We start from the raw sequence: 26,964 nt of genomic DNA, 5'->3' as shown, positions 1-26,964 counted from the left end.
GTCCGGATAGGGTCGGGCGGTGCCCGAGCTGCAGCGGCTGTGCGCCGGCCATGCCCCGGCGGTCCTCGCCTTCGAGCTGGCGAACCGCGCCTACTTCGCCGCCTCGGTCCCCGACCGGGGCGACGACTTCTTCGACAGGTTCTCCGACCGGTACGGCGCACTGCTGGCCGAGCAGGAGGCCGGTGTCTGCGCCTTCTACGTGCTCGTCGCCGAGGACGGCCCGGTGCTGGGCCGGTTCAACCTGTACGACCTGGAGAACGGCACGGCGGAGCTCGGCTACCGGGTCGCCCGGCACGTGGCCGGCCGGGGCGTGGCGACCGCGACCGTCCGGGAGCTGTGCCGGCTTGCGGTGACGCGGCACGGGCTGCGCACCCTGCGGGCGGGCACCTCCCGCGAGAACGTCGCGTCCCGGCGGGTGCTGGCCAAGGCCGGGTTCGTCCCGGTCGCCCCGGCCGGTCCGGGCGGCGAGTCGGACGCCTGGTACCGGCGCGACCTGGTGCCGTAGGGGCAGGCCGTGCTTCCGCCGGCGGACCGCCTGCGGAACAGGGCGGTACGGCTCACGCCGACAGGGGGAACTCCTCGCCCAGTGCCCGGAAGAGGTCCGTGTTGAGGGCGAACGCGCGCTTGCACTCCGTCACGATCCGCTGCTTCTCCAGGTCGTCCACCGGCACCGCGTCCAGCAGCTCGCGGTAACCGCGCTTGAAGGCGGCCGGGTTGGGGATCTCCTCGAAGACGTAGAAGCGGACGCCGTCGCCCTTGCGTGCGAAACCCCAGGTCTTCTCCGCCTTGCCGCGGATGATCTGGCCGCCGGAGAGGTCGCCCAGGTAACGGGTGTAGTGGTGGGCGATGTAGCCGGCCGGCCAGGTGCGGGCGCACTCGGCGACCCGGGAGGCGTAGGCCTCGGTGGCGGGGAGGGCGGTCAGGGTCGAGCGCCAGCCGGGCCCGCGCAGGTGGGTCAGGTCCCGCTCCAGGGCGGCCAGCCGGAACAGCTCCGGCCGGACGAAGGGGCCCGCGACCGGGTCCGACGCCAGCGCCTGGGTGCCGGACTCCAGTGCCTCGTACACGAACCACAGCTGCTCGGTGTACCGCGCGTACGCGTCCACGCCCAGCCGGCCGCCGAGCAGATCGCTCATGAAGGTCGAGGTCTCCGCCTCCACGTGCTGCTCGTGGGAGGCGGTCCGGATGACGGTCGAGAAGGAGTCCATGGCCCGATCTTCTATGGTTAGGCTTACCTAAGTCAATGCTGTGCCGACAGCTTGTCGGGAACCTCTCCGGCGCCGGGCCGGGACGAACCCGGGACGAACAAGGGCCCGCCCTCGGCGGAAGAGGGCGGGCCGGGGAGCGGGAGCGGCGCTACGGCAGGGTCAGGATGTCCGCCCCCGTGTCCGTCACCACCAGCGTGTGCTCGAACTGCGCCGTCCGCTTGCGGTCCTTCGTCACGACCGTCCAGCCGTCGTCCCACATGTCGTACTCGTGGGTGCCCAGCGTCAGCATCGGCTCGATGGTGAAGGTCATCCCCGGCTGGATCACCGTCGTCGCGTGCGGGCTGTCGTAGTGCGGGATGATCAGGCCCGAGTGGAAGGACGAGTTGATGCCGTGACCGGTGAAGTCACGGACCACCCCGTAGCCGAACCGCTTCGCGTACGACTCGATCACCCGGCCGATGATGTTGATCTGCCGGCCGGGCTTCACCGCCTTGATCGCCCGGTGGAGGGACTCCCGGGTGCGCTCCACCAGCAGGCGGCTCTCCTCGTCCACCTCGCCGACCAGGTACGTTGCGTTGTTGTCGCCGTGCACCCCGCCGATGTACGCCGTCACGTCCAGGTTGACGATGTCCCCGTCGCGCAGCACCGTCGAGTCCGGGATGCCGTGACAGATGACCTCGTTGACCGACGCGCACAGCGACTTGGGGAAACCGCGGTAGCCGAGCGTGGACGGGTAGGCGCCGTGGTCGCACATGTACGCGTGCGCCACCCGGTCCAGCTCGTCCGTGGTGACACCGGGCGCGATGAGCTTCGCGGCCTCCTCCATCGCCCGCGCCGCGATCCGGCCGGCGGTCCGCATCGCCTCGATCGTCTCGGGCGTCTGCACCTCCGGACCGGTGTACGGCGTGGGAGCGGGCTTGCCGACGTACTCGGGACGACGGATGTTCCCGGGCACGGAACGGGTGGGGGACAGCTGTCCCGGTACGAGCAGAGACTGGCCAGACATGCCGGCGAGTCTAATTCAGCGGCGACGGGGGACCATCTTCAAGGCGAGGGCCGAGGAGAAGACCGAGGTCGAGGCGAGACGGTGAGAGGAGACGGTCGTGCCCCTGTTCAAGAAGCGGACGGTCGGCAAGCCGGGCGAGTGGTTCTACTGCCTGGAGCACAAGAAGGTCGAGGAGGGCCCCGACTGCCCCGGCAAGGACCGCTTCGGCCCGTACGCGAGCCGCGCCGAGGCCGAACACGCCATGGAGACGGCCCGCGAGCGCAACGTCCAGTGGGAGAACGACCCCAAGTGGCACGACGCCCCGGCGACCGGCGAACGCGACGAGGGCTGACCCCTCGGTGCCGTCACCAGCGGGTGGGGGGCGGGGCCGTCAGCAGGTCGGCCAGCCGCGACAGACGGTCCCGGAAGCGGTGCCGGCCCCTGCGGGCCGGCAGGGCGTTCTCCCCGGCCGCCGCGCTCACCAGGTGCTGCACGGTGTCCAGGTCCAGCTCGGACCCCTCGGGCACGGGCAGGACCTCGTGCGCCAGTGCCGGGAGTTCCCCCGTGCCGGGGCCCAGCGACAGCAGCGTCGCCCCGGCCCTGCGGGCGTCGGAGATCCGCTCGAGCAGCGGGGCGGGCGGCTCCCCGGGCGCCACCACCAGCAGCGTCTCGCCCCGCCGCGCCGCCTCCAGCCGCCCGGGACCCACCGCCAGGTGCGCGGGGTCCGAGGGCCGCGCGTCGTGCCGCACGAGCGTCGGTGTCAGCTCCGGGGTGCCCGACCAGGCGGCCTCGTCCGCCAGATGTGCCGCCAGGTGCCACGGCTCGTACTCCGGCGTGCCCACGAGCAGCAGACCGCCGCCGTGCGTCACCACCGACCCGCGCAGCGTCCCCGCGAAGTGCCGGGTGGCACCCAGCCACCCCGTCCCGGCGAGCACTTCCCGCAGCAGCGCGACCCGTACGGCATCCATGCGGCCGCATCCTGTCCCAACCGCCCGTCGCTGTCCCCGTGTTCGCCCCGCATTCCCCCGGCCGGGGGACGGGCGCCCGCCGCTGCGTGACGGCGCTCACCCGGACCGGTGGCGGCGCCGCCGCGGACGTAGAGTCGGCCCATGACCTCTACCGACAGCGCACAGCAGCCCTCGAAGGCCCCCGCCAAGGACCCCTGGGACCTGCCCGACGTGTCCGGGCTCGTCGTCGGCGTGCTCGGCGGCACCGGACCGCAGGGCAAGGGCCTGGCCCACCGGCTCGCCAAGGCCGGCCAGAAGGTGATCATCGGCTCCCGCGCGGCCGACCGTGCGCAGGCCGCCGCAGCGGAGCTCGGGTACGGCGTCGAGGGCGCCGACAACGCCGAGACCGCCCGGCGCAGCGACATCGTGATCGTCGCCGTGCCGTGGGACGGTCACGGCAAGACGCTGGAGTCCCTGCGCGAGGAACTGGCGGGCAAGCTCGTCGTCGACTGCGTCAACCCGCTCGGCTTCGACAAGCAGGGCGCCTACGCCCTCAAGCCCGAGGAGGGCAGCGCCGCCCAGCAGGCCGCCGCGCTGCTCCCGGACTCCCGGGTCACCGCCGCCTTCCACCACCTGTCGGCCGTCCTGCTCCAGGACCCGGAGATCGACGAGATCGACACCGACGTGATGGTGCTCGGCGAGGTCCGCGCCGACGTGGAGATCGTCCAGGCGCTGGCCGGGCGCATCCCCGGCATGCGGGGCATCTTCGCCGGGCGGCTGCGCAACGCCCACCAGGTGGAGTCCCTGGTCGCGAACCTGATCTCCGTCAACCGCCGCTACAAGGCACACGCCGGGCTCCGCGTCACGGACGTATGAGGCGATGGGGGACACTGGAGGGCGCAGCAGTACCTCAGCAGTGTCCCCCGACAGGAGCCGACCGCCATGCCCCGCCTCGCCCTCTACGCCCTCGTCGTGTGCCTCCTCGCCGTGGCCGCGGCCGTCGTCTCCTTCGTCCGGGGCAGCGTGTTCATCGGCGTCGTGTGGGTGCTGCTGGCGGGCCTGTCGTCCAACATGACCTGGTACTACGTGAAGCGGGGCCGGGCCGGGGCGGGCGACGACTCCGTCACGGGCTGACCGCGCAGACCCCGCCGGTGTCGCTCCAGAAGCGGAACAGCTCGTAACCGCAGTACGTCTCGAACTCGTGGATCCCCAGGGAACCCAGCAGCGCGTCGACGACACCGAAGAACGCGCCGTTCACCTCGGGCACCCACAGCAGGGCGAACACGAACAGCAGACCGAACGGCGCGAACGGCTCCACCTGCCGCCGGACCTTGTGCGACAGCCACGGCTCCAGGACCCCGTAGCCGTCCAGGCCGGGCACCGGCAGGAAGTTCAGGATCGCCGCGGTCACCTGGAGCAGCGCCAGGAACGCCAGCGCGAACCGGAAGTGCGCCGGCACGCCGTCCAGCGCGTCCAGCCAGAACGGTGCCGTGCACACGAGCGCGAACAGCACGTTCGTCAGCGGTCCCGCCGCCGAGATCAGGCTGTGCCGCCACCGCCCCCGGATCCGCCCGCGCTCGATGAACACGGCACCGCCCGGCAGACCGATCCCGCCCATGATCACGAAGACCACGGGCAGCACGATGCTCAGCAGGGCGTGGGTGTACTTCATCGGGTTCAGCGTGAGGTAGCCCTTGGCGCCGACCGAGATGTCGCCGCTGTGCAGGGCGGTGCGCGCGTGCGCGTACTCGTGCAGGCAGAGGGAGACGACCCAGGCGGACGTCACGAACAGGAACACCGCCAGGCCCGGCTGCTCGGCGAACCCGGTCCAGGTGGCCCACCCGGTGACCGCCGTCACGGCGAGGATGCCCAGGAAGACCGGGCTGATCCTCCGGTCGCTGTGACGGGCTGCGGCGGTGCTCATGGAACTCCCTGGACGGTCGGGCACACGGGGAACGGGGACACGGCGGGGGGACTGCCCGACGGTACCGGGCGCACCGGAAGAACGTCCCGCCCGGCCGACCGGTTCCGTGGGCGGCACCCGGGCCGGTCGCAGGCCGGGCCGCACCGGCCGGACCGGCCGGACCGTCCGGCGGTCCGGGCCCCGGCCACCGGTCCGTCCCGGCCGACCGGGTCCCGGCCGACCAGGTTCCGGCCCTCGGGTCCCGGCGGTCCGCTTTCCCGTGGTCCGGCCCCGTGATCCGGGTCCGGCCCGAAACCCCCGCCACCCCGGCCGACCCCTGTGACCCCCGCGACCGGTACCGGAGAGAATGACCCCGTGCGCTATCGCATCCTCGGTACCACCCAGGCACTCCGTCCCGACGGCACCGTCGTCCCCGTCGGCGGGGCGCGGCTGCGTGCGCTGCTGACCGTGCTCGCCCTGCGGCCCGGGCGTACGGTCCCCGTGGGGCTGCTGGTCGACGAGGTGTGGGACGGTGCCCCGCCGGCCGACGCGACCGGTGCGCTGCAGGCCCTGGTCGGCCGGTTGCGCCGGGCGCTCGGAGCGGACGCGATCACGTCCGCCGACGGCGGCTACCGGCTGACCGCCACGCCCGACGACATCGACCTGCACCGCTTCGAGCGGCTGGCCGGTGAGGGGCTGCGCGCCCTGGCCGACGGCGACCCGGCGAAGGCCGCCGCCGTACTGGACGACGCCCTCGCCCTGTGGCGCGGCGGCGCCGCCCTGGCCGGGCTGCCCGACCGCACCGCCGAGGCGGCCCGCGTCGAGACCCGGCACCTGGACGTGCTGCGCGCCCGGCACACCGCCGCCCTCGCCCTCGGCGGCGCCGAGCAGTCCCTGCCCGAGCTGACCGCCCTGTGCGACCGCCACCCCCTCGACGAACCCCTCCAGACCCTGCGGCTGCGCGCCCTGCGCGACACCGGCCGCAGCGCCGAGGCGCTCGCCGCCTACGAGGGCGTACGACGCCTGCTCGCCGACCGCCTCGGCTCCGACCCCGGCCCGGAACTGCGGTCGCTGCACGCGGAGTTGCTGGGACCGGGGCCGGAGCCGGCCGCCGCCCGGGCGCCGCGGGACGTGCCGCCGGGCAACCTGCGGGCCCGGCTGACCTCGTTCGTCGGCCGGGAGAGCGACATCGAGACCATCCGCGCCGACCTCGCCGCCGCCCGGCTCGTCACCCTCCTCGGACCCGGCGGGGCGGGCAAGACCCGGCTCTCCCAGGAGGCCGCCGAGACGGTGCGGCAGGCCACCCCGGACGGCGTGTGGCTGGTCGAACTCGCCCCCGTCGACGACCCGGGCGCCGTGCCCGAGGCCGTGCTCACCGCCGTCGGCGCCCGCGAGACCGTCCTGTACGGTGCCGGCGCCGAGAGCATGCGGGCCGTCACCGACCGGCACGCCGACCCGGTGGAACGTCTCGCCGAGCACTGCGGCCGGCGCCGCATGCTGCTGATCCTCGACAACTGCGAGCACGTCGTCGACGCCGCCGCCCACCTCGTCGAGACGCTGCTGGAGCGCTGCCCCGGCCTCACCGTGCTCGCCACCAGCCGCGAACCCCTGGGCGTGCGCGGGGAGTTGCTGCGCCCGGTGGAGCCGCTGCCCGAGCCGGTCGCGCTGCGGCTGCTCGCCGACCGCGGGGCCGCGGCCCGCCCGGGCTTCTCCACGGAGGACGACCCGGAGGCGTGCGCCGAGATCTGCCGCCGTCTCGACGGGCTGCCACTCGCCATCGAACTCGCCGCCGCGCGGCTGCGGATGCTCAGCCCGCGCCGGATCGCCGACCGGCTCGACGACCGCTTCCGGCTGCTCACCTCGGGAAGCCGCACCGCCCTGCCCAGGCAGCAGACCCTGCGGGCCGTCGTCGACTGGTCCTGGGACCTGCTCGACGAGGACGAACGCGACGTCCTGTGCCGCCTGTCGGTCTTCGCGGGCGGCTGCGACCTCGTCGCCGCCGAGGCCGTCTGCGGACCGGCCGCACTCGACGCGCTCGGCTCCCTCGTCGACAAGTCGCTGGTGGTGGCCGCCCTCTCCGGTGACGGCGAGATGCGCTACCGCCTCCTGGAGACCGTCGCCGAGTACGCCGGCGAGCGCCTCGACGAGTCCGGGCGCCGCCCGGAGGCCGAGCGGGCGCACCTGACGTACTACCGCGAACTCGCCCGCACCACCGAGCCGATGCTGCGCGGCCCGCGCCAGCCGGCCGCCATCGCGCTGCTGGAGCGGGAGTACGAGAACGTGCGTACGGCCCTGCGTCACGCCGTCGCCCTGCGCGACGAGCAGGAGGCCCTGTGCATCACCCTGTCGCTCACCTGGTACTGGCAGATGCGCGACCTGCGCATCGAGGCCCGCAACTGGTGCTCCGAGGTGATGGCCCTCGCCCCCGACCCGTTCACCGAGCCGGTACGGCCCGCCGCCCCGCTGTGGCAGCGCTGCACCGACGCCCCGCCGCCCATGACCGGGGAGGTCCTCGCCGAGGCCCGGCGCGGGGTGCACCTCGCCCACCTGGCCCACATGGACACCGAGCTGGACGACTGGCAGACCCCGCAGGCCCAGCACAAGCTGCGCCTCGTCGGCGCGACCTACGCACCCGGCTTGCCGCAGGTCTGCCGTCCGCCGGGCCTGCTCTGGGTGTTCGCCGTGATGCTGACCGGCGACATGGAGCGGCTGCGCCTCGTGGTCGACGCGGCGATCCGGACCTGCCGGGAGAACCCGGGGTTCGAGTGGGAGCTGGCCTGCAACCTCCAGCTGCGCGCCAACTTCCTCGCCAACCGCAGTGACTGGGCCGGTGACGCCCGCCGCGACGCCGACGAGGCGCTGGAGATCCACCGCGGGCTCGGTGACACCTGGGGCATCGCCGAGGCCCTCTCCGCCCGCGGAGAGGCCCGCGAACGGGCCGGCGCGTACGTGGAGGCCGCCGCGGACTTCGAAGCGGCGATCGAGTGCGCGGACCGCCTCGGCGCCCGCGCCCACCGGGCCGTGCTCACCGCACGGCTGGGCAGCGCGCTGCTGGAGGCCGGCGACCACGAGCGCGGTGAGCGGCTGCTGCGCGGGGTTATCGAGGACTCGCGGGGCCGGCACACCGAGGCCCTGCCCGCCGCCCGGCTCTTCCTCACCGGCTGGCTCTGCTCGACCGGGCGCACGGCGGAGGCGCGCGAGCACCTGCGGGCCCTGCGCGAGGAGTTCGTCATCGCGCACTACGTCGTCTTCGACGCGTTCATCCTGGGCGCCGAGGGCTGGCTGGAGATCGCCGAGGGCGACGACGAGCGGGGCCTGGCCGTCGTCCGTGAGGCGGTCCGGCAGGCGGGCGATCCGCTGGCCGCCGCCATGGCGCCGCACATGCGCGCCGCCTACCTCACCCTCGGTGCCGTCGCCCTCGCCGGACTCGACGCGGGGCGGCACGCCCGGGACGCGGCCCGCTGCGTCGGCGCCGCCGACTCCTGGCTGCCGCCCGGGCACCACGCCGGGCTGGTGGAACGCCAGGTGCGCGAACGCGCGGAGGCGCGCACCCGTGCGGTCCTCGGCGACGCGGCATACGAGGCCGCGTACGCCGAGGGCGCCGGCCTCTCCGAGGAGGAGGCCGCCGCCCTGCTCGAACCCGCGTGATCAGGTCTTCGTACGGAACTTGTGGATCGCGACCGGCGCCATCACGGCGGTGATCCCCACCGACCAGGCGAGCGTCATCCACAGGTCCTGCGCGACCGGACCGCCCACCATCAGCCCGCGCGCGGCGTCCGCGAGCGAGGACAGCGGGTTGTACTCGGTGAAGTTCTGCAGCCAGCCCGGCATCGACTGCGGCGGCGCGAAGATGGACGAGCCGAACTGCAGCGGCATCAGCACCAGGAAGCCCATCGCCTGCACCGACTGCGCGTTCTTCATCACCACGCCCAGGGTGAGGAAGACCCACATCAGCGCCGATCCGAACACCGCGGACAGTCCCACGGCGGCGAACAGCCCCGGCCAGTCGGTGATGTCGAATCCGACGAGCACCCCGACGACCATGAGGATCGCCGTGGCGATCAGCATCCGCATCATCTCGACCGAGATCTTCGCGAACAGCACCGAGCCGCGCCCGATGGGGAGCGACCGGAAGCGGTCCATGACGCCGGTGTTGAAGTCCTGGTTGAAGCCCGTACCCACCCCCTGGGCCATGTTCATGCCCATCATGGCCATCAGCCCGGGCACGATGTACTGCACGTAGGCCTCCTGCCCGCCGCCCAGCGACTGCCCGATGGAGCCGCCGAAGACGTACACGAACAGCAGGGTGAAGACGATCGGGAAGAGCACGGCGTCGAACATCGACTCCGGGTCCTGCCGGATCCACAGCAGGTTGCGGCGCACCAGTGCGCTCGTGTGCCGCACATGGGCGCGCAGCGGGATGCGCCCGTCGGCACGGAGGTCACCGGCGGCGGTGGCGGTGGCGGCGGTGGTCGCGGTGGTGGCGGTGGCGGCACTCATGCGGCGACGACCTCCTCGGGGGTCTCGGCGGGCGCGGCGTCCTGCGGGGCACTGGCGCGGTGGCCGGTGAGGGACAGGAACACCTCGTCCAGGCTGGGCAGTTCGGTGGTGAGGGAGCTGAGCGTGATCCCGTGCGCGGTGACCGCGCCGACCACGGCGGTCAGTTGCTCGTCACTGAGCACCGGTACGAGCACGGCGCCCCGTTCGGTGTCCACGGTGGTGGACGCCAGTCCGGTGATGCCGAGGGCGTCGAGCGCCTCGGCCAGCGGGCGCAGCCGCAGCGGGTCGGCCGGGCGGATCCGCAGCGTACGGCCGCCGACCCTCGCCTTCAGCTGCTCGATGCCGCCGCTCGCGATGACCTTGCCCCGGTCGACGACGGTCAGCTCGGAGGCGAGCTGTTCCGCCTCCTCCATGTACTGGGTGGTCAGCAGCACCGTCACCCCGTCCCCGACCAGGCGCTTGACCTCGTCCCACACCTCGTTGCGGGTACGGGGGTCGAGGCCGGTGGTCGGTTCGTCCAGGTACAGCACGGCCGGCCGGCCGATCATCGAGGCGGCCAGGTCGAGGCGCCGCCGCATCCCGCCGGAGTACGTGGCGGCCGGCCGCCGTGCCGCCTCGGTGAGCGAGAACCGTTCCAGCAGTTCGTCGGCACGGGCCCGTGCCTCCTTGCGGGGCAGGTCGAGCAGCCGCCCGATCAGGTACAGGTTCTCCCAGCCGGGGAGCTTCTCGTCCACGGAGGCGTACTGTCCGGTCAGCCCGATCACCCGGCGCAGCTGCCGGGGCTGGCGGACCACGTCGTACCCGGCGACGGTGGCGTGCCCGGCCGTCGGCGTGAGCAGCGTGGACAGGATCCGCACCAGCGTGGTCTTGCCGGCCCCGTTCGGCCCGAGCACCCCCATGACGGTGCCCTCGCGGACCTCCAGGTCGACCCCGTCCAGCGCCTTGGTCTCCCCGTAGTGCTTGACCAGCCCCCGTACGGAAACGGCGCTCCCCGATGTCTTGTCGTTTCGCGTCATGCCGACGACTGTCGCAACCCCCGCCGACAGACCCCCGACATCCCACCGACAGCTCCACCGACATCCCACCGACATCCACCGACAGCTCCGCCGACGGTGCCCCTGCGGTGCGGGCGCACCGAAGGGTCGGCCCCGCCGACGGGGGAAGATCGACGGGGCCGACAGGTGGTGCGGCAGTGGCTCGGTGACCCGAACGGGTCAGTGGCGGCGAAGCCGCCCGGGGCACGTCATCAGTGCACGGAGTGCGCTTCCTCCGGGAACGTCCCGCCGACCACGTCCTCGGCGAACGCCCGCGCCGCCCCGCTCATGACCTCGCGCAGGTCGGCGTACTGCTTGACGAACTTCGGCACCCGGCCCCCGGTGAGCCCGAGCATGTCGGTCCACACCAGCACCTGGGCGTCCGTCTGCGGGCCCGCGCCGATCCCGACGGTGGGGATCTGGAGCATCCGGGTGACCTCGGCCGCAAGCTCCGCCGGGACCAGCTCCAACACCACCGCGAAGGCGCCCGCGTCCTGCACGGCCTTCGCGTCCCGCAGCAGCTGCTGCGCGGCCTCCTCGCCGCGGCCCTGGACCCGGTACCCCATCGCGTTCACCGACTGCGGGGTCAGCCCGATGTGGGCCATCACCGGGATGCCGGACTCCACGAGCAGCTCGATCTGCCGGTGCGAGCGCTCGCCGCCCTCCAGCTTCACGGCGCCCACGCCCGCCTCCTTGATCAGCCGGGTGGCCGAGCGCAGCGCCTGCACCGGGCCCTCCTGGTAGGAGCCGAACGGCAGGTCGCCCACGATCAGGGCGCGCGAGGTGCCCCGTACGACCGCGGCGGACAGCATGGTCATCTCGTCCAGGGTGACGGGCACCGTGGTCTCGTACCCGAGGTGGCAATTGCCCGCGGAGTCGCCGACGAGCATGACCGGGATGCCGGCCTCGTCGAACACGGACGCGGTCATCGCGTCGTACGCGGTGAGCATGGGCCACTTCTCGCCGCGCTCCTTGGCGAGGGCGATGTCACGGACAGTGATGCGGCGCGAGCCCTTGCCTCCGTACAGCGTCTTGCCACCGGAGGGGGAACCGGGTGCCGTCCCGGTCCGGGCAGCCGAAAGCTGCGTCATGGAACCGTCTCCCAACACGTCATCTCGAGGCGCCCTGACGGCGTCCCCGGACCACGTCCATGGTGGCACCTCGACCGGGCGAGGGCCAGAGGCAGCCCCCGGCCACCGCGTCCGCGCGGGATGTCCTGGAAATAACCGGGCAAAACGCCCCCTGATACGAGACGGTGTCGTATCGAAAATGGCTACGCTGAGCCGCATGACCTCTCCTGCCGCCCCACCTGCCCGCAGGGTCCCGGAAGCCGTGCACCGGCGCCGCTGGGCGATCCTCGGCGTGCTGATGCTGAGCCTGCTGATCGTCGTCGTGGACAACTCGATCCTGAACGTCGCCATCAAGACGATCTCCACACCGGCCCCCGCCGGCCTGGGCGCCACGCAGAGCGAGCTGGAGTGGGCGATCAACTCCTACACGCTCGTCTTCGCCGGCCTGCTCTTCACCGCGGGACTCCTGGGGGACCGGCTCGGCCGCAAGAAGGTGCTGATCGGCGGTCTCGCCGCGTTCGGCATCGGGTCCGCGCTCGCCGCGTTCTCCGGTTCACCGGCCGAGCTGATCGGCTTCCGCGCCGTGATGGGAGTGGGCGCGGCGTTCGTCATGCCGGCCACCCTGGCCGTCCTGATGAACGTCTTCGAACGCGACGAGCAGCCGAAGGCCATCGGTGTCTGGGCGGGCGGCGTGGGCCTGGCCATCGCGATCGGCCCGATCACCGGCGGACTGCTCCTGGACCACTTCTGGTGGGGCTCGGTCTTCCTGGTCAACGTGCCCATCGTCGTCCTCGCCGTCGCGCTGATGCTGTGGCTGGTCCCCGACTCCCGCGACCCGCGTCCCGGCCGGATCGACCCCGTCGGCGTCGTGCTGTCCGTCACCGGCCTGGTGCTGCTGGTCTACGGCATCATCAAGGGCGGCCAGCTCGCCGACTTCACCGACGCCACCGTGCTCGCCACCACCGGCGCCGGACTCGCCGTCCTCGTCGCCTTCGTGGTGCACGAGAAGCGCAGCGAGCACCCGTCCGTCGACATGGCCTACTTCGGGAACAAGGTGTTCTCCGCGGCGATCGTCGCGGTCACGCTGGTGTTCTTCGCCCTGATGGGTGTGACGTTCTTCGCGGTGTTCTACATCCAGAGCGTGCGCGGCTACTCGCCGCTGGAGACGGGCCTGCTGATGCTGCCGCTGGCCGTCTCCCAGCTCGTCTTCGCCCCCCGGGCCCGCCTCGCGGTGGACCGCTTCGGCAACCGGGCCACCACGACCGCCGGCCTGCTCCTGCTCGCGGCGACGCTGGCCGCGTTCGTCCTGCTGGGCCGGGACACCCCGCTCTGGGTGATGGAGACCGTCTTCTTCCTCATGGGCGCCGCCATGGCGCACGTCATGACGCCGGTCAGCGTCGTCATCATGCAGGCCCTGCCGCGGGAGAAGGCGGGGTCCGCCTCCGCGCTCAGCAACACCTTCCGCCAGATCGGCGGCGCCCTGGGCATCGCCGTACTGGGCTCGGTGCTGTCCACCGCCTACCGCGGCGACATCGAGGACGAACTCGGCCTGCTGCCGTTCGGCGCCCGGCACGCCGCGGGCGAGTCCATCGAGGCCACCCTGGCCGTCGCGGACCGCCTGGGCGCCGGCGGCGAGGCCCTGACCCGCGCGGCCGACGAGGCGTTCCTGCACGCGATGCACATCACGGCCCTGTGGGGGGCGGGCATCGCGGCGCTCGGCGCGGTCGTCGTCGCCGTCTACCTGCCCGGCCGGCCGCCGAAGTCCGAAGAGGGCGACCGGGGGCCGGAATTGGTCTCGGCCGCGGACTGAGGGGAGACAATCGGCGCAGCCCACCGAAAGGAACCGACGACGTGACTCCGTCCGGCACCGCCCCCCGGCAGGAGGGACCCGCACGGGGCCGCCCCCGCAGCGAGGCGGTCGAACGCGCCGTCATCGAGTCGGTGATGGGGCTCCTGGAGGACGGCGTGCCCCTCGCGGAGCTCTCCATCGAGCGCATCGCCCGCACCGCGGGCGTCGGCAAGGCCACCATCTACCGCCGCTGGAGCGGCAAGGAGGACCTCTTCGTCGACGTGGTGCGCGCCGCCGGGCCGCCGGACCCCGAACTGCCCGGCACCTCCGTGCGCGACGACCTCGTCGTCCTGCTGGAGTCCCTGCGGCCGCGCGGCCCGGCGGGCAGGACCTCGGCGATCCTGCACAACGTGCACGCCCAGATGAAGAGCAGCCCGCACCTCTGGGCCGCCTATCACGACACCGTCGTCGTGCCGCGGCGCACGCTCGGTCTCGAGGTGCTGCGCCGGGGCCGGGAGAACGGCGAACTGCGCGCCGACGTCGACGTGGAACTCCTCCACGACATCGTCGTCGGCCCCGTCCTCGTCCGTACCGTCCTGTGTCCCGACGCCGACCTCCCGGACGACCTCGCCGCACGCGTCGTGGACACCCTCCTCCAGGGCCTACGCCCCGTCAGCGGCTAGTTCCCGGGTGCGGGTTCGGTCACAGACGGCGCTTTCACCGCCCCCGTCCGGAACTGTCCGGGCGCCCCCGTACGTCCTCGCCCCCGTACGGCCGCCGAGCGGCGGCGAGATCGGAGCCGAACATCCCCTAGGGTCTTCACCAACGGGGTGACGGTGTGCACGGCAGGTTGTGAGGCGACGGTATGGCGCAGCAGGCGTACATGACGGAGACGGACGGCGGCGGCTCGGGGCCCGAGCGCCCGGTCTCCCCGTTCCGGCGCCTGGTGGACCGCCTGGGCAGAGGGTGGCGCGGCGACCGCCGCGTCTGGCGCCGGGGCCTGGTCCTGGCGGCCTGCGCGGCCCTGCTGGCCCTGGTCATGCTGGGTCACTCCCACATCCCGAACCGGATCGGCAACCTCGGCAGCCTGACGGAGACGTTCCTGCCCTGGCTGGGCCTGTTCATCCCGCTGCTGCTCGTCCTCGCGCTGGTCCGCAGGTCGGCGACGGCGCTGATCGCGACGATCCTCCCGGCCGCCGTCTGGCTGAACCTCTTCGGCGGCCTGCTCAGCGACAAGAACGTGCCCGGCGGCGACCTGACGGTGGTCACCCACAACGTCAACGCCGACAACCCGGACCCGGCCCGCACGGCCCGCGACGTCGCCGCCGCGGGCGCGGACGTGCTGGCCCTGGAGGAGCTGAAGGCGTCGAAGGTCCCCGCCTACGAGTCGGCGCTGGCACCGGCGTACAAGCACCACGCGGTGGTGGGAACCGTCGGTCTGTGGAGCAAGTACCCGCTGACCGACGTGAAGGCGGTCGACATCCGCCTCGGCTGGAAGCGCGCGATGCGGGCCACCGTCTCGTCGCCCGCCGGTCAGGTCGCGGTCTACGTCGCCCATCTGCCCTCGGTGCGGGTGAAGATGGAGGCCGGCTTCACGGCCCGGCAGCGCGACAAGAGCGCCGACGCGCTGGGGGAGGCCATCGCCGGCGAGCCCCTGCCGAACGTCGTCCTGCTCGGCGACCTCAACGGCACGATGAACGACCGCGCCCTGAACGCGGTCACCTCCCAGATGCGCTCCACGCAGGGCGCGGTGGGCAGCGGGTTCGGCTTCAGCTGGCCGGCGTCGTTCCCGATGGCGCGGATCGACCAGATCCTGGTCAGGGGCGCCGAACCGGAGAGCTCCTGGACCCTCCCGGCCACGGCCAGCGACCACCTCCCGGTCGCGGCCCGTGTCACGCTCACGACTCCGTCGGACTAGAACGGGCCCCGGTGCCGCCCCGGTACCGGGGCGAGCCGGCACGGCTGCCCGCGGCGGGCGAAGCGCAGCCGCGCCGCGGGCACACGAGCGGCGGCCGTCAGCCGGCCGTCCCCGCCGCGCCCTCGCGCCACCCGTTGGTGATCGGCAGCCGGCGGTCCTTGCCGAAGCCCTTCGGGGAGATCTTCGTACCCGGCGGGTACTGCCGCCGCTTGTACTCCGCCCGGTCCACCATCCGCAGCGTCTTCGCCACCAGCTCCGCGTCGAACCCGGCCGCGACGATCTCGTCGGCCCCCTGGTCCCGGTCCACGTACAGCGCCAGGATCGCGTCGAGCACCGGATAGTCCGGCAGCGAGTCCGTGTCCACCTGCCCCGGCCGCAGCTCCGCACTCGGCGGCTTGGAGATCGAGTTCTCCGGGATCGGCGGCGTCTGCCCCCGCTCCACCGCCGCCCGGTTGCGCCACTCCGCCAGCCGGAACACCGACGTCTTGTACACGTCCTTGATCGGCCCGTACGCCCCGACCGAGTCCCCGTACAGCGTCGAGTACCCGACCGCCAGCTCCGACTTGTTCCCGGGGGCCAGCACGATGTGCCCCTCCTGGTTGGAGATCGCCATCAGCAGCGTCCCCCGCAGCCGCGACTGCAGGTTCTCCTCCGCGAGGCCCGTCAACCCCAGCGACCCCATGTACGCGTCGAACATCGGCTCGATCGCGACGGTCCGGTAGTTCAGCCCCGTCCGGCGCGCCAGCTCCGCCGCGTCGCCCTTCGAGTGCTCCGAGGAGTACTTCGACGGCATGGACACGCCGTAGACGTTCTCCGCGCCCACCGCGTCACAGGCGATCGCGGCGACCAGCGCCGAGTCGATCCCCCCGGACAGCCCGATCAGCACGGACCGGAAACCGTTCTTCGTGACGTACGCCCGCAGCCCCACGACCAGCGCGGAGTACACCTCCTCGTCGTCGTCAAGCCGCTCGGCGTACCCCCCGGCGGGCTCCGCCCGGTACGCGGGCACGGGCTCCTCCGACAGCACGAGCCGTTCGATCCGCAGCCCGTCGTCGACCACACCCACCGGCGCGTCGGCGACCGCCGCGGGCAGCTCCAGGTCGACCACGACGCACGCCTCGGCGAACTGCGGCGCCCGCGCCACGACCTCACCGGCACCGTCCACCACGATCGAGTCCCCGTCGAAGACGAGCTCGTCCTGGCCGCCCGTCGTCGCGAGGTACGCGGTCGTGCACCCGGCCTCCTGCGCCCGCTTGCGCACCAGCTCCAGCCGGGTGTCGTCCTTGTCCCGCTCGTACGGCGAGGCGTTGATCGACAGCAGCAGCCCGGCCCGTGCCGAGCGCGCCGCCGGCACCCGCCCCCCGTCCTGCCACAGGTCCTCGCAGATGGCGAGGGCGACGTCCACGCCCCGCACCCGCACCACCGGCATGGTGTCGCCGGGGACGAAGTACCGGAACTCGTCGAAGACGCCGTAGTTCGGCAGGTGGTGCTTGGCGTAGGTCAGCGCCACCTCACCCCCGTACAGCACGGCGCCCGCGTTCTGCGGCGCACCGGCCGGCTGCCCGTACCGGGGCTGGGCGGCGGCACTGCGGTCGAGATAGCCGACGATCACCGGGAGCTCCCCGAAGCCCTCCTCGGCGAGCCGCGCGGCGAGGGAGCGCAGCGCCGCCCGGGAGGCTTCGACGAAGGCCGACCGCAGGGCGAGGTCCTCGACGGGGTACCCGGTCAGCACCATCTCCGGGAACGCCACGAGGTGCGCTCCCTGTTCGGCGGAGTGCCGGGTCCAGCGGACAATCGTTTCGGCGTTGCCGGCGAGATCACCGACGCGCGAGTCGATCTGGTTCAGGGCGAGACGTAGTTGAGGCACGCGCCCCAGTGTAATCGTCAAACCGACGCGATGTCTCGGAGCCCCGGTGTCCGCACGGCCGGGACCCGCGCGGTCACGGCCGGGAGGCGGTCGCCCCCCGCTCCTTCAGCATCGCCGCCATCAGCGCGATCTCCGACTCCTGCGCCTCCACCATGCCCCGCGCGAGCCGCTTCCCGACCCCGACCTCGCAGGCGTTCACGCACCCCTGCGCCATGTGGACCCCACCCTTGTGGTGCTCCGTCATGAGCTGGAGGTAGAAGATCTCCGCCTGCTTCCCGTTCAGCGTCCCCAGCCGCTTCATCTCGGCGTTCGTCGCCATCCCCGGCATCAGCGCCCCGTCCTCGCCAAAGGCGCTCCCGTCCATCCCCATCCAGGTCATGGGCGGATCCGCGGACACCTTGGGCAGCTCCCACAGATCGAGCCAGCCGAGCATCATGCCCCGCTGGTTGGCCTGCGTCTGGGCGATGTCGTACGCGAGCCGCCGGACCTCCTCGTCGTCCGTCCGGTCCCGCACGACGTACGACATCTCCACGGCCTGCTGGTGGTGCACGGCCATGTCGCGGGCGAACCCGGCGTCCGCCGAGTCCGCGGCCGGTACGACGCCCGACGCCCCCTCGTCCCCGGCCACCGCGTAGGTGATCGCCCCGGTCGCGAGGAGCGCCGTCACCGCGGCCCCCACGATCAGCGGGAACTGCCTCACTTGCTCAGTCCGTTGGTGCACGCGGCCCCGGGCTCGGGCGTCTGCTCACCCTGGACGAACTTCTGGAGGAACGTGTCCACGGCCGGGTCGTCCGCCCCGGTCACCGTCCGCTGGTGCCCCCAGGCGGTCAGCAGCAGCGGCTCCTTCTGCCCGTCCACGGGGCTCATGAACGTGTACGGCGTCTTCTTCACCTTGGCGGCCAGCGCGTCCACGTCGGCCTTGCCGGCGTCCCCGTTGTACGTCACCCACACGGCTCCGTGCTCCAGCGAGTGCACCGCGTTGGTGTTGTTGATCTCGTCGGCGTAGACGTCCCCGTTGCAGTTCATCCACGCGGGGTTGTGGTCACCGCCCACCGGGGGAGTGACGGGGTAGTCCACGGCCTTGGTCACGTGGTTGCGGCCGAGGTCGCCCTCCCAGGCACGCACGCCGTCCTTGCCGGTGACGAACTTGCCGGCGTTCTTCGCGTCGCCCGCCGAGCTGCCGCCGCCGTCCGACTGCGACTGGACGAGCACCACCCCACCGACGGCGAGACCGGCGACGACCGCCACACTGGCCGTGATGACGAGGATCCGGTTGCGGCGCTCGCGGGCCTTCTCGGCGCGCCGCATCTCCTCTATGCGTGCCGTACGTGCCGCGCTGCTCTTCTTGGCGGAGCCCATGGGAGTGTCCTTCGGGGGAGGCGTGGGACGAACGGATCAGCTGATCGTAATAGGGAAGGCGGGGCGAGTCGTAGAGGCGGTGAGAATCGGAATCCGACCGGACCCGGCACCCGCCCGCCCCCGCCCGCCCGGAACCACACACAACCTCCACCTCCACTAATTTGAACCGCCGATTCGCATTACCTACCCTGCACGGTATGCGGCTCCTGCGCTCCACCGACCTGGCTCTCCGGGTCCTCATGCGCCTCGCCGTGACCGGCGACCCGAACCCCACCACCCGGGACGTGGCCACGGCCATGGACGTGCCGTACACCCACGCCGCCAAGGTCGTCGCCGAGCTCCAGCACATGGGCCTGCTCACGGCCCGGCGCGGCCGGGGCGGCGGCCTGGGGCTGACGGAGGAGGGCCGCACCGCCTCCGTGGGCGCCCTGGTCCGCGCCTTCGAGGGTGAGGGGGACGTGGTCGACTGCGAGGGCACGGTCGGTTCGGCCCCCTGCCCGCTGAGCTCCGCCTGCCGGCTGCGCGGCGCCCTGCGCCGGGCCCAGGAGGCGTTCTACGCCACACTCGACCCGGTCACGGTCGCGGACATCGTCGCCGATCCCACCGGCCCCCTGCTCCTGGGCATCTCGCCGAGACCGTGAGGCTCCGCGGGGCCGGCGCCACCGCCCGTGACGTACACGGCCCCGAACAGGCAAGATGGACACCGGAGCGGTACACCTGTCGTGTGCGGGGTGTTCGCCCCACCGCCGGTCGGCCGATCAAGGTCGGCAACGCGTATGAAACGCTGGTGTGGTGGGATGCCCGTGTGCCCGCTCGGACGCCCGCCCGCCTCCCGTGGCGCGGGCGCGGACAGGCGGCCTGACCGGCAAGGATGGGGAAGCGGAAGATGGACAAGCAGCAGGAGTTCGTGCTCCGGACGTTGGAGGAGCGCGACATCCGGTTCGTGCGCCTGTGGTTCACCGACGTGCTGGGCTTCCTCAAGTCCGTGGCCGTCGCCCCCGCCGAGCTGGAGCAGGCGTTCGACGAGGGGATCGGCTTCGACGGCTCCGCCATCGAGGGCTTCGCCCGGGTGTACGAGTCCGACATGATCGCCAAGCCGGACCCGTCGACGTTCCAGATCCTCCCCTGGCGCGCCGAGGCCCCCGGCACGGCCCGGATGTTCTGCGACATCCTGATGCCGGACGGCTCCCCGTCCTTCGCCGACCCGCGCTACGTCCTCAAGCGCGCCCTCAACCGCACCTCCGACCTGGGCTTCACGTTCTACACCCACCCGGAGATCGAGTTCTTCCTGCTGAAGGACAAGCCGCTGGACGGCAGCCGCCCGACCCCCGCGGACAACTCCGGCTACTTCGACCACACCCCGCAGAACGTCGGCATGGACTTCCGCCGCCAGGCGATCACCATGCTGGAGTCGATGGGCATCTCGGTGGAGTTCTCCCACCACGAGGGCGCTCCCGGCCAGCAGGAGATCGACCTGCGCTACGCGGACGCGCTCTCCACGGCGGACAACATCATGACGTTCCGCCTGGTCATGAAGCAGGTGGCGCTGGAACAGGGCGTCCAGGCGACCTTCATGCCCAAGCCCTTCTCCGAGTATCCGGGCTCCGGCATGCACACCCACCTCTCCCTCTTCGAGGGCGACCGCAACGCGTTCTACGAGTCCGGCGCCGAGTACCAGCTCTCCAAGGTCGGCCGCTCCTTCATCGCCGGCCTGCTGCGGCACGCGGCGGAGATCTCCGCGGTCACCAACCAGTGGGTCAACTCCTACAAGCGCATCTGGGGCGGCTCGGAGCGCACCGCCGGCGCCGGCGGCGAGGCCCCGTCCTACATCTGCTGGGGCCACAACAACCGCTCGGCCCTGGTCCGGGTGCCGATGTACAAGCCCGGCAAGACCGGCTCGGCGCGCGTGGAGGTCCGCTCCCTCGACTCCGGCGCCAACCCCTACCTGGCGTACGCCCTGCTCCTCGCGGCCGGCCTGAAGGGCATCGAGGAGGGCTACGAACTGCCCCCGGGCGCGGAGGACGACGTCTGGGCCCTCTCCGACGCGGAGCGCCGCGCGCTGGGCATCGAGCCCCTCCCGCAGAACCTGGGCGAGGCCCTGGCCCTGATGCAGCGCAGCGACCTGGCCGCCGAGACCCTCGGCGAGCACGTCTTCGACTTCTTCCTGCGCAACAAGAAGCAGGAGTGGGAGGAGTACCGCTCCGAGGTCACCGCCTTCGAGCTGCGGAAGAACCTGCCGGTGCTGTAGGCGCGGACCGGGTCCCGGCGGGTTCGCGCCGCGGGTTCCCGCTCCGACCGACCCGTGGGGCCGGTGGTCACCGACCACCGGCCCCCGCGCGTTCCCCGACGACAGTCACGTGTTCCACCGAAGCGGAAGCTTCTGATCCGTAACTGCGCGGAGCCTTGCCAGTCACTCGGGCGTGGCCCTACTGTCGCGACAGAGACAGAAAGAAAGCGCTTTCTCACCGATGGGTCCGGCCCACCCCGCCCTCCCTCATCGGCTGCACTGTCATGCCCATGACATCCGCGGTGTCCCCTCACCCCCTGACACGTAGAACGAAAGGCGAGGACGAGATGAGACGATCAGTCGCCGTGCGGCTCTCCGCTTTACTGGCCACGGGAGCCCTCGCGGCCGCGACCGGCCTGGCCGTGTCGACGTCCACGGCATCCGCCGCGACGGGCGGTGTCACCGGCTACGCGACGCAGAACGGCGGGACCACCGGCGGCGCGGGCGGCCAGACGGTCCGTGCCACCACCGGAACCGCCATTCACCAGGCCCTGTGCAGCCGGGCCAGCAGCTCGACCCCGATCGTCATCCAGGTCGAGGGCACCATCAACCACGGCAACACCGCCAAGGTGTCGGGCAGCAGCTGCAACACCGCGGCCGGCGTGATCGAGCTCAAGCAGATCAGCAACGTCACGATCGTCGGTGTCGGCAGCGGTGCCGTCTTCGACCAGCTGGGCATCCACATCCGGGAGTCCAGCAACATCATCATCCAGAACGTGACCGTGCGGAACGTCAAGAAGTCCGGCTCGCCCACCTCGAACGGCGGCGACGCCATCGGCATGGAAAGCGGTGTCCGCAACGTCTGGGTCGACCACGCCACGCTGGAGGCGTCCGGCGGTGAGTCCGAGGGCTACGACGGCCTGTTCGACATGAAGGACAACACCCAGTACGTCACGCTGTCCTACAGCATCCTGCGCAACTCCGGCCGCGGCGGCCTCATCGGCTCCAGCGAGAGCGACCGTTCCAACGGCTACGTCACGTTCCACCACAACCTGTACCAGAACATCGACTCCCGCGCGCCCCTGCTGCGCGGCGGTATCGCGCACGTCTACAACAACCACTACAAGAGCCTGAACGAGTCCGGGATCAACTCCCGGGCCGGCGCCCGCGCCAAGGTGGACAACAACTACTTCGAGGACTCCAAGGACGTCCTCGGCACCTTCTACACCAGCGAGGCCGGCTACTGGCAGGTCAGCGGGAACATCTTCGACAACGTGACCTGGTCCTCGCGCAGCGGCGACAACAACCCGGCCGGTCCGAACCCGACGTCGAACACCTCGGTGAGCATCCCGTACGCCTACACCCTCGACGCGGCCAACTGCGTGCCGGGCGTGGTGAGTCAGACGGCCGGCGCCAACAAGGGCCTGAAGGTCTCGGACGGCAGCTGCACCCCGCAGAACCCGGACCCGACCGACCCCGACCCGACGGACCCGGACCCGGACCCCACCGACCCGGACCCGACCGACCCGCCCACCGGCACCAACCTCAGCCTCGGCGCCGGCGCCGACGGTTCCTCCAAGGCCGACGGCACCAGCTACGGCAACGTCCGTGACGGCAACCTGAGCACCTACTGGTCGCCGTCCGGCTCGACCGGCTCGGTCTCGGTCAAGTGGGGTTCCGCCACCACGGTCTCCAAGGCCAACATCCGCCTGGGCTCCGGCTCGGGCACCATCGGCTCCTACCGTGTCCTCAACCACGACACGGGCGCCGTCCTGGCCTCCGGCAGCGGCTCGGGCGTCATCGGCTTCGCCCCGACGTCCCTGAAGAAGATCACCCTCGAGATCACCAGCGCCAACGGCACCCCGAGGATCGCCGAGTTCGAAACCTACGCGAGCTGACGCGTACCGGGGGCCGCTCTCGGGGCGGCCCCCGGGCCTCAGCCGGCGGTGCGCTCCACGAAGCTGCTCCACGCGGCGGACGTGAGCGTGAGCCGGGGCCCGTCCGGGACCTTGGAGTCCCGGACGTGCACGGTACCGGGGGCGGTCGCGACCTCGACGCAGTCGTTCGGGTTGCTGCTGTCGCTGTAGCTGCTCTTGAACCAGTTCAGTTCACTATGTCCGCCCGAGCCCTTGCGGTTCATGTTTCCCCCAGCACCTGTTCGATGAAGGCCAATGACTCCCGCGCGGTCAGCGCCTCGGCTCGGATGATGCCATAGCGCAGCTCAAGGATCCGCAGTTGGCGAGGATCGGTGACCGGGCGGCTTCCGAACTCGTCGTCGGCCCGGCCCACCGCTGAGCCGTCTGCGAACTTGAGCACCTGAATGCGTCCTCCGGTACCCGGATGGTCACCGCGGAGCGTCGGCATCACCTGTAGCTCGACGTGCCGCAGTTGCGCCAGTTCCAGGAGAGCTTCGAGCTGCCTGCGCAGGACCGACCTGCCTCCGACAGGGCGCCTGAGCGTCACCTCCTCCTGTACGAAGCTCAACTCGGGGGCGGGACGCCGCTCGAAGATCGCCTTCCGGGCCACCCGAGCGGCGACCGCCCGCTCCAGGTCGTCCTCCGCCAGAGCGGGACGCCGGGTACTCAGAAGGGCCCGGGCATACTCCTCGGTCTGCAACAGCCCGTGCAGGTTGTGACTGCCGTACGAAACGAGCTCCACGGCTTGGGATTCGAGCTTCGCGAGGTCCCGTACCTTCTTGGGATACCGGACCTTCGCCACGTCCTCCTTCATCGCGGCGAGCAACCCGCCCGCCCCCAGGACCTCGTCCGCCCTCTCCAGGTACTCGGGCCGGGGGATCCGCTTGCCGCTCTCGACCTTGTAGACGAGGTCCTCCCCGTACTTCACCGCCGCCGCGAAGTCCGCGGCCCGCATCCCCACGGCCTCCCGGCGCAGCTTCAACTGGCGCCCCACCGTGGCGACGACGGCCACGCCCCACTCGTCGTCGGGGTCGACCTCCCACCCCGGTTCGTCCGCCCGGTCCTCGTCGTCGAGGCGTACCGCCTCACCGTCCACCGTCACCCGTGCCCCTCCGCCGTACGCGCGTGTCGCGAGGTGCCTCACGGTAGGCAGCCCGCCGGGGTCATGGGGGCGTCACCGGCCCGAAGCACGCCATCGGGTGATCCCCGGGCGCGCGACGCCCGCCGGACACGCGGGGGGAGCCCCGCCGGGCCGCGGGCGACGGCCGGCGAGGCTCCGTGCGCGGATCCGGGTCCCTACGAGGGTCCGGAGCGGTTCCGCGCCTCGTCCTTGAGGGTGCGGCCGGAGTCGCGGGCCTGGTCGGTGACCTGGCCGGCCTGGCCGCGGGCCTCGTCCTGGGTGGTGCGGGCCGCCTGCTGGGCGGTGTCCTTCACCTCCGCGGCCGCGCTCTGCGTGGCCTCCTTCGCGCCTTCCTTCAGGTTCTGCGCGGACTCGGTGGCGGCCTGCTTCACCGGCTCCAGCGCCTCGGCGCCCCGCTCCATCAGCTCGGACGCCTTCTGCTGCTCCTTCTCGGAGGCGGGGATCATCGAGGCGGCCAGCAGGCCCACGCCGAAGGCGACCAGGCCGGCGGCGATCGGGTTGCCCTGCGTCTGACGGCGGGCCATCTCCGGTGTCTGCTGGACGGCCTGACCGGCCTGCCCCGCGGCCTCGCGCGCCGACTCGGCCGCCCGCCCGGTGCCCTCCTGCACCGACTCGGCCGCCGAGCCCGCCGCGGACTGCACCGACCCGGACGCCGAGCGCGCGGTGTCCGCCATGCCGTGCGCGGTGTGGGACGCGGTGCCCATGACGCGGTCGCGGACGCCCGACACCGTGCGGCGCATCCTCGCCTTGCGGCGGCGGGCCATGCGGCGCGGGCTCGCCCGGTCGGCGAGCCGGTCCACGTCCGCGGACAGCTGGTTGCGCGTGGCCGCGATCTCGGCCCTCATGTGGTCGGGTGACGTGCCCATTCCGCGTCCTCCTTCAGGGTCTGGACGGTCTGCTCGGGCTTGGGGGAGACGGTGCGCATCTTGGCCCGGCCCCTCTGGTAGAGCACGGCTCCGGCGATCCCCCACAGGGCGGCGACGATCAGGGCGGCCCAGCCCTCGTCCATCACACTGGCCAGCGCGAACACGGCCGCCAGCGACAGGAACAGCAGGACCATGTAGCCGGCGAAGCCGGCACCGCCCAACATGCCGGCCGCCTTGCCCGCCTTGGCGCCCTCCTCCTTGATCTCGGCCTTGGCCAGCTCCACCTCCTGGCGGAAGAGGACCTGGAGGTCCGAGGTCACGTCGGAGAGCAGCTCGCCCGTGGACCTCTCCCGGTCCGCGACCGCGGGCTCGGCGGAGCGGGCCCGGGACAGTGGCGACATCGTGGCCATCTCACGCCTCCGGGAACGGGCGGCCCGGTGCGCCGCCGGGCGGGGCGGAGATCGGGTTCGGCGGTACCGGCGGGGGAGCGACCGGCAGGGCCTGCGGCTCCGGGGCCGCGGTGCCCCGCGCCTGCCCGTTCCCGTCCGGCCGGGACGCCGACTGCGTCACCTTGGCCAGGCGCCCGACGGCCAGTCCGGCCAGCAGGGCGCCGCCGAGGAAAGCGCCCGGACGGCGGCGGGCGAAGTTCTGCAGGTCGGCGGCGAGCCCTTCGACTCCCTGCCGCTCCAGGTAGTCGGCCGCCCGCTGCCCCTTGTCGCCGGCCCGGGCCGCCAGGCTGCGGGCAGGCGAGTCGCCCTCGGCGTGCGCGGCCAGTCCGGAGAAGTCCTCCGCCCAGCTCCGCAGCGTGCCGGCCGCCCGCCTGGCCTGCCCGTCCGCCTCGTGGACCGCGCGGCCGCGCAGGTCCTCCATGACCGTGCCGGCCTGCTGCCGTGCCTCGCCCACGACGTTGCGGGCCTGCTCCGCCGCGGTCCCCGCGACCTGGCCGGCGGACTGCTTGGCCTGCCCGGCCGTCGCGGAGGTCTCCGCCCTGACCTTCTCTCCGGCGCCCCCGGCTCCGGTACCTACGGACTCACTCATCGGCGCTTTCCCCTCATCGGATGTCCGCGTACGGCCCCTGCCGGTGCCCCGGTGCGGGGCCGGGACGCGCGCTGTGGCACACGCAGGGCCGTCCGTCCCCGTCCGAGTGACCTTTTGGGGTGGTTTGACACGTGAGGGGATCAATTGCCGGAGGTGTCGGCCCCGGTGTCCTATCCGCCGGCCTGGTCCCCCAGCAGCTTGTGCAGCGGCTCCTCCGCCCGCTTGCGGTACTCCTGGACGGCCCAGCCGTTGCCGTCCGGGTCGGTGAAGTACATGAAGGTGGCGCCGTCGGACTCGGCGTACCGAACCGGTTCGGAGACGTCCAGGCCCCGTCCGACCAGTTCCGCGTGGGCCGCCTCGATGTCGGCGACGCAGAGCTGGAGCCCCTGGTAGGCGCCGGGCGCGGGGGTCTTGCCGGGCGTGTACTCCCACAGCGCCTCGCCGAGCGCGATCGAGCAGCCGGAGCCCGGCGGGGTCAGCTGGACGATGCGCATGCCCGGCATGACCTCCTGGTCGATGTCGACGTGGAAGCCGACCTTGTCCCGGTAGAAGTCCCTGGCCCGGTCGATGTCGCTCACCGGCAGCGGGATCACTTCGAGGGTCATGTCCACGAGATCAGGCTCCTTCGTCGGATACGGCGTCACCGGTGCCGGGGAACCGCCACCGGGTCTGGCTGAACGGCTCCCCCTTACCGAAGCCGAACACGGTCCGCGGCGCCACCGAAAACACCAGAGCGTGCCCGGGACCGTGGTGGAAGTGCCCGTCCCGCACCTCGAAGTGCCAGAAGCCGCCGTACTTCTCCTCCCACGCCGCCGCCAGCTCCCGCAGCCGCGCCTCGTCGGCGATGCGTACCGCCTCGCCCTCCACCACCACGTCGTAGCCCCGGTCCCACGTGTTGGTGCCGGTGGTCAGCACGACGTGCGGGTTCCCGGCCAGGTTGCGGGCCTTGCGCTCCTCGGGGCCGGTGCAGAAGTGCAGCGCGCCCTCCGACCAGACGGCCGGCAGCGGGGTGACATGGGGACGGCCGTCGGGACGGACCGTGGAGATCCAGAACAGTTCGGCCCCGGAGATCAGCCGCTCCACCTCCGACCAGGGCGGCGGACCCGCTTCCGGATCGCTGTAGCGCGCGTCGAGGCGGGCCTCGGGGGTGACGTTCACGGGGACTCCTCGCGGGTCGGCCTTTCGTGCCTTCCTCCTTC

Annotated in this window: 28 protein-coding genes; 11 read left to right on the top strand and 17 right to left on the bottom strand. The window is 72.3% G+C overall.

The window, feature by feature from the left end:
- The first annotated feature begins 19 nt into the window (after positions 1 to 19).
- A complete protein-coding gene (locus tag IE118_RS02360) occupies positions 20 to 505 on the top strand; it encodes a GNAT family N-acetyltransferase (protein WP_189555527.1) in 486 nt (161 codons plus the stop codon).
- A gap of 52 nt (positions 506 to 557) precedes the next feature.
- Here the strand turns inward: IE118_RS02360 and IE118_RS02355 are convergent, their stop codons facing one another.
- Positions 558 to 1,205, bottom strand: a complete 648-nt coding sequence (locus IE118_RS02355) for a biliverdin-producing heme oxygenase (protein ID WP_189555526.1) — start codon at positions 1,203 to 1,205, stop codon at positions 558 to 560.
- A 148-nt stretch (positions 1,206 to 1,353) separates the two neighbouring features.
- Entirely contained in the window at positions 1,354 to 2,211 is an 858-nt protein-coding gene (gene map / locus IE118_RS02350) for a type I methionyl aminopeptidase (protein ID WP_189555525.1), read from the bottom strand.
- A gap of 97 nt (positions 2,212 to 2,308) precedes the next feature.
- On the opposite strand from map, the gene IE118_RS02345 reads away from it, so the two are divergent.
- A complete protein-coding gene (locus IE118_RS02345; protein ID WP_189555524.1) occupies positions 2,309 to 2,542 on the top strand; it encodes a hypothetical protein in 234 nt (77 codons plus the stop codon).
- A 13-nt stretch (positions 2,543 to 2,555) separates the two neighbouring features.
- Here the strand turns inward: IE118_RS02345 and IE118_RS02340 are convergent, their stop codons facing one another.
- Positions 2,556 to 3,158 carry a hypothetical protein gene (locus tag IE118_RS02340; protein WP_189555523.1) on the bottom strand — a complete coding sequence of 201 codons (603 nt, stop codon included), beginning with the start codon at positions 3,156 to 3,158 and terminating at the stop codon, positions 2,556 to 2,558.
- A gap of 141 nt (positions 3,159 to 3,299) precedes the next feature.
- On the opposite strand from IE118_RS02340, the gene npdG reads away from it, so the two are divergent.
- Both npdG and IE118_RS02330 read left to right on the top strand, forming a co-directional pair.
- Positions 3,300 to 4,013: an NADPH-dependent F420 reductase gene (gene npdG / locus IE118_RS02335; protein WP_189555522.1), complete on the top strand. Its 714-nt coding sequence runs from the start codon at positions 3,300 to 3,302 to the stop codon at positions 4,011 to 4,013.
- Between the two features lie 66 nt (positions 4,014 to 4,079).
- Positions 4,080 to 4,271 (top strand): hypothetical protein, encoded by a 192-nt coding sequence (locus IE118_RS02330; protein ID WP_189555521.1) that lies wholly within the window; start codon positions 4,080 to 4,082, stop codon positions 4,269 to 4,271.
- Here IE118_RS02330 and IE118_RS02325 read toward each other — a convergent pair.
- Positions 4,261 to 5,061, bottom strand: a complete 801-nt coding sequence (locus IE118_RS02325) for a site-2 protease family protein (RefSeq protein WP_189555520.1) — start codon at positions 5,059 to 5,061, stop codon at positions 4,261 to 4,263. The genes IE118_RS02330 and IE118_RS02325 overlap by 11 nt on opposite strands.
- Before the next feature lie 354 nt (positions 5,062 to 5,415).
- Between IE118_RS02325 and IE118_RS02320 the strand changes: the two genes are divergently transcribed.
- Positions 5,416 to 8,688 (top strand): ATP-binding protein, encoded by a 3,273-nt coding sequence (locus IE118_RS02320; RefSeq protein WP_229846640.1) that lies wholly within the window; start codon positions 5,416 to 5,418, stop codon positions 8,686 to 8,688.
- Here the strand turns inward: IE118_RS02320 and IE118_RS02315 are convergent, their stop codons facing one another.
- The 3 genes from IE118_RS02315 to panB all read right to left on the bottom strand — a co-directional run bounded on the left by IE118_RS02315 (position 8,689) and on the right by panB (position 11,665).
- Positions 8,689 to 9,540 carry an ABC transporter permease gene (locus tag IE118_RS02315; protein WP_189555518.1) on the bottom strand — a complete coding sequence of 284 codons (852 nt, stop codon included), beginning with the start codon at positions 9,538 to 9,540 and terminating at the stop codon, positions 8,689 to 8,691.
- The gene (locus IE118_RS02310) at positions 9,537 to 10,556 is read right to left on the bottom strand and encodes an ATP-binding cassette domain-containing protein (RefSeq protein WP_189555517.1); all 1,020 of its coding nucleotides are present in this window, start codon (positions 10,554 to 10,556) and stop codon (positions 9,537 to 9,539) included. The genes IE118_RS02315 and IE118_RS02310 overlap by 4 nt, the downstream gene beginning before the upstream one ends.
- Before the next feature lie 230 nt (positions 10,557 to 10,786).
- Positions 10,787 to 11,665 carry a 3-methyl-2-oxobutanoate hydroxymethyltransferase gene (gene panB, locus IE118_RS02305; protein WP_189555516.1) on the bottom strand — a complete coding sequence of 293 codons (879 nt, stop codon included), beginning with the start codon at positions 11,663 to 11,665 and terminating at the stop codon, positions 10,787 to 10,789.
- Between the two features lie 196 nt (positions 11,666 to 11,861).
- On the opposite strand from panB, the gene IE118_RS02300 reads away from it, so the two are divergent.
- The 3 genes from IE118_RS02300 to IE118_RS02290 all read left to right on the top strand — a co-directional run bounded on the left by IE118_RS02300 (position 11,862) and on the right by IE118_RS02290 (position 15,351).
- On the top strand, positions 11,862 to 13,454 hold the full coding sequence (locus IE118_RS02300) for a DHA2 family efflux MFS transporter permease subunit (protein ID WP_189555515.1): 1,593 nt from the start codon (positions 11,862 to 11,864) through the stop codon (positions 13,452 to 13,454).
- 41 nt (positions 13,455 to 13,495) lie between these two features.
- Positions 13,496 to 14,116 (top strand): TetR/AcrR family transcriptional regulator, encoded by a 621-nt coding sequence (locus IE118_RS02295; RefSeq protein ID WP_189555514.1) that lies wholly within the window; start codon positions 13,496 to 13,498, stop codon positions 14,114 to 14,116.
- Positions 14,117 to 14,298: 182 nt separating this feature from the next.
- Positions 14,299 to 15,351 (top strand): endonuclease/exonuclease/phosphatase family protein, encoded by a 1,053-nt coding sequence (locus IE118_RS02290; protein WP_189555513.1) that lies wholly within the window; start codon positions 14,299 to 14,301, stop codon positions 15,349 to 15,351.
- 97 nt (positions 15,352 to 15,448) lie between these two features.
- Here IE118_RS02290 and IE118_RS02285 read toward each other — a convergent pair whose 3' ends face one another.
- From IE118_RS02285 to IE118_RS02275, 3 genes are all read right to left on the bottom strand, one after another.
- Entirely contained in the window at positions 15,449 to 17,218 is a 1,770-nt protein-coding gene (locus IE118_RS02285) for an NAD+ synthase (protein ID WP_189555512.1), read from the bottom strand.
- A 73-nt stretch (positions 17,219 to 17,291) separates the two neighbouring features.
- The gene (locus tag IE118_RS02280; protein WP_189555511.1) at positions 17,292 to 17,918 is read right to left on the bottom strand and encodes a DUF305 domain-containing protein; all 627 of its coding nucleotides are present in this window, start codon (positions 17,916 to 17,918) and stop codon (positions 17,292 to 17,294) included.
- Positions 17,915 to 18,577, bottom strand: a complete 663-nt coding sequence (locus tag IE118_RS02275; protein WP_189555510.1) for a thioredoxin-like domain-containing protein — start codon at positions 18,575 to 18,577, stop codon at positions 17,915 to 17,917. The genes IE118_RS02280 and IE118_RS02275 overlap by 4 nt, the downstream gene beginning before the upstream one ends.
- 197 nt (positions 18,578 to 18,774) lie before the next feature.
- On the opposite strand from IE118_RS02275, the gene IE118_RS02270 reads away from it, so the two are divergent.
- The 3 genes from IE118_RS02270 to IE118_RS02260 all read left to right on the top strand — a co-directional run bounded on the left by IE118_RS02270 (position 18,775) and on the right by IE118_RS02260 (position 22,702).
- Positions 18,775 to 19,218 (top strand): RrF2 family transcriptional regulator, encoded by a 444-nt coding sequence (locus IE118_RS02270; RefSeq protein ID WP_189555509.1) that lies wholly within the window; start codon positions 18,775 to 18,777, stop codon positions 19,216 to 19,218.
- A 245-nt stretch (positions 19,219 to 19,463) separates the two neighbouring features.
- A complete protein-coding gene (gene glnA2 / locus IE118_RS02265) occupies positions 19,464 to 20,825 on the top strand; it encodes a gamma-glutamylpolyamine synthetase GlnA2 (RefSeq protein WP_189555508.1) in 1,362 nt (453 codons plus the stop codon).
- 326 nt (positions 20,826 to 21,151) lie between these two features.
- Positions 21,152 to 22,702, top strand: a complete 1,551-nt coding sequence (locus IE118_RS02260; RefSeq protein ID WP_189555507.1) for a pectate lyase family protein — start codon at positions 21,152 to 21,154, stop codon at positions 22,700 to 22,702.
- A gap of 38 nt (positions 22,703 to 22,740) precedes the next feature.
- On the opposite strand, the gene IE118_RS02255 is transcribed toward IE118_RS02260, so the two are convergent.
- The 7 genes from IE118_RS02255 to IE118_RS02225 form a co-directional block, all read right to left on the bottom strand.
- Entirely contained in the window at positions 22,741 to 22,944 is a 204-nt protein-coding gene (locus tag IE118_RS02255; RefSeq protein WP_189555506.1) for a DUF397 domain-containing protein, read from the bottom strand.
- Positions 22,941 to 23,822, bottom strand: a complete 882-nt coding sequence (locus IE118_RS02250) for a helix-turn-helix domain-containing protein (protein ID WP_189555505.1) — start codon at positions 23,820 to 23,822, stop codon at positions 22,941 to 22,943. The genes IE118_RS02255 and IE118_RS02250 overlap by 4 nt, the downstream gene beginning before the upstream one ends.
- A gap of 194 nt (positions 23,823 to 24,016) precedes the next feature.
- On the bottom strand, positions 24,017 to 24,727 hold the full coding sequence (locus IE118_RS02245; protein ID WP_189555504.1) for a DUF3618 domain-containing protein: 711 nt from the start codon (positions 24,725 to 24,727) through the stop codon (positions 24,017 to 24,019).
- Positions 24,703 to 25,128: a phage holin family protein gene (locus IE118_RS02240; RefSeq protein WP_229846639.1), complete on the bottom strand. Its 426-nt coding sequence runs from the start codon at positions 25,126 to 25,128 to the stop codon at positions 24,703 to 24,705. Before IE118_RS02240 ends, IE118_RS02245 begins: the two co-directional genes overlap by 25 nt.
- 10 nt (positions 25,129 to 25,138) lie before the next feature.
- The gene (locus IE118_RS02235) at positions 25,139 to 25,765 is read right to left on the bottom strand and encodes a hypothetical protein (RefSeq protein ID WP_189555502.1); all 627 of its coding nucleotides are present in this window, start codon (positions 25,763 to 25,765) and stop codon (positions 25,139 to 25,141) included.
- A gap of 170 nt (positions 25,766 to 25,935) precedes the next feature.
- Positions 25,936 to 26,376, bottom strand: a complete 441-nt coding sequence (locus IE118_RS02230) for a VOC family protein (protein WP_189555501.1) — start codon at positions 26,374 to 26,376, stop codon at positions 25,936 to 25,938.
- A 4-nt stretch (positions 26,377 to 26,380) separates the two neighbouring features.
- Positions 26,381 to 26,923 carry a pyridoxamine 5'-phosphate oxidase family protein gene (locus IE118_RS02225; protein WP_189555500.1) on the bottom strand — a complete coding sequence of 181 codons (543 nt, stop codon included), beginning with the start codon at positions 26,921 to 26,923 and terminating at the stop codon, positions 26,381 to 26,383.
- Between the last annotated feature and the right edge of the window lie 41 nt (positions 26,924 to 26,964).

The sequence above is a fragment of the Streptomyces pilosus genome (genome assembly GCF_014649835.1).
Lineage (GTDB): Bacteria > Actinomycetota > Actinomycetes > Streptomycetales > Streptomycetaceae > Streptomyces > Streptomyces pilosus.
This window is presented reverse-complemented; position numbering and strand designations above follow the sequence as displayed.

Excerpts from the sequence above, each read along its gene's own strand:
- IE118_RS02355 (WP_189555526.1), bottom strand. The coding sequence starts at position 1,205 with ATGGACTCCTTCTCGACCGTCATCCGGACCGCCTCCCACGAGCAGCAC.
- map (WP_189555525.1), bottom strand. The coding sequence starts at position 2,211 with ATGTCTGGCCAGTCTCTGCTCGTACCGGGACAGCTGTCCCCCACCCGT.
- IE118_RS02340 (WP_189555523.1), bottom strand. The coding sequence starts at position 3,158 with ATGGATGCCGTACGGGTCGCGCTGCTGCGGGAAGTGCTCGCCGGGACG.
- npdG (WP_189555522.1), top strand. The coding sequence starts at position 3,300 with ATGACCTCTACCGACAGCGCACAGCAGCCCTCGAAGGCCCCCGCCAAG.
- IE118_RS02330 (WP_189555521.1), top strand. The coding sequence starts at position 4,080 with ATGCCCCGCCTCGCCCTCTACGCCCTCGTCGTGTGCCTCCTCGCCGTG.
- IE118_RS02325 (WP_189555520.1), bottom strand. The coding sequence starts at position 5,061 with ATGAGCACCGCCGCAGCCCGTCACAGCGACCGGAGGATCAGCCCGGTC.
- IE118_RS02315 (WP_189555518.1), bottom strand. The coding sequence starts at position 9,540 with ATGAGTGCCGCCACCGCCACCACCGCGACCACCGCCGCCACCGCCACC.
- IE118_RS02310 (WP_189555517.1), bottom strand. The coding sequence starts at position 10,556 with ATGACGCGAAACGACAAGACATCGGGGAGCGCCGTTTCCGTACGGGGG.
- panB (WP_189555516.1), bottom strand. The coding sequence starts at position 11,665 with ATGACGCAGCTTTCGGCTGCCCGGACCGGGACGGCACCCGGTTCCCCC.
- IE118_RS02300 (WP_189555515.1), top strand. The coding sequence starts at position 11,862 with ATGACCTCTCCTGCCGCCCCACCTGCCCGCAGGGTCCCGGAAGCCGTG.
- IE118_RS02290 (WP_189555513.1), top strand. The coding sequence starts at position 14,299 with ATGGCGCAGCAGGCGTACATGACGGAGACGGACGGCGGCGGCTCGGGG.
- IE118_RS02275 (WP_189555510.1), bottom strand. The coding sequence starts at position 18,577 with ATGGGCTCCGCCAAGAAGAGCAGCGCGGCACGTACGGCACGCATAGAG.
- IE118_RS02270 (WP_189555509.1), top strand. The coding sequence starts at position 18,775 with ATGCGGCTCCTGCGCTCCACCGACCTGGCTCTCCGGGTCCTCATGCGC.
- glnA2 (WP_189555508.1), top strand. The coding sequence starts at position 19,464 with ATGGACAAGCAGCAGGAGTTCGTGCTCCGGACGTTGGAGGAGCGCGAC.
- IE118_RS02260 (WP_189555507.1), top strand. The coding sequence starts at position 21,152 with ATGAGACGATCAGTCGCCGTGCGGCTCTCCGCTTTACTGGCCACGGGA.
- IE118_RS02255 (WP_189555506.1), bottom strand. The coding sequence starts at position 22,944 with ATGAACCGCAAGGGCTCGGGCGGACATAGTGAACTGAACTGGTTCAAG.
- IE118_RS02245 (WP_189555504.1), bottom strand. The coding sequence starts at position 24,727 with ATGGGCACGTCACCCGACCACATGAGGGCCGAGATCGCGGCCACGCGC.
- IE118_RS02240 (WP_229846639.1), bottom strand. The coding sequence starts at position 25,128 with ATGTCGCCACTGTCCCGGGCCCGCTCCGCCGAGCCCGCGGTCGCGGAC.
- IE118_RS02235 (WP_189555502.1), bottom strand. The coding sequence starts at position 25,765 with ATGAGTGAGTCCGTAGGTACCGGAGCCGGGGGCGCCGGAGAGAAGGTC.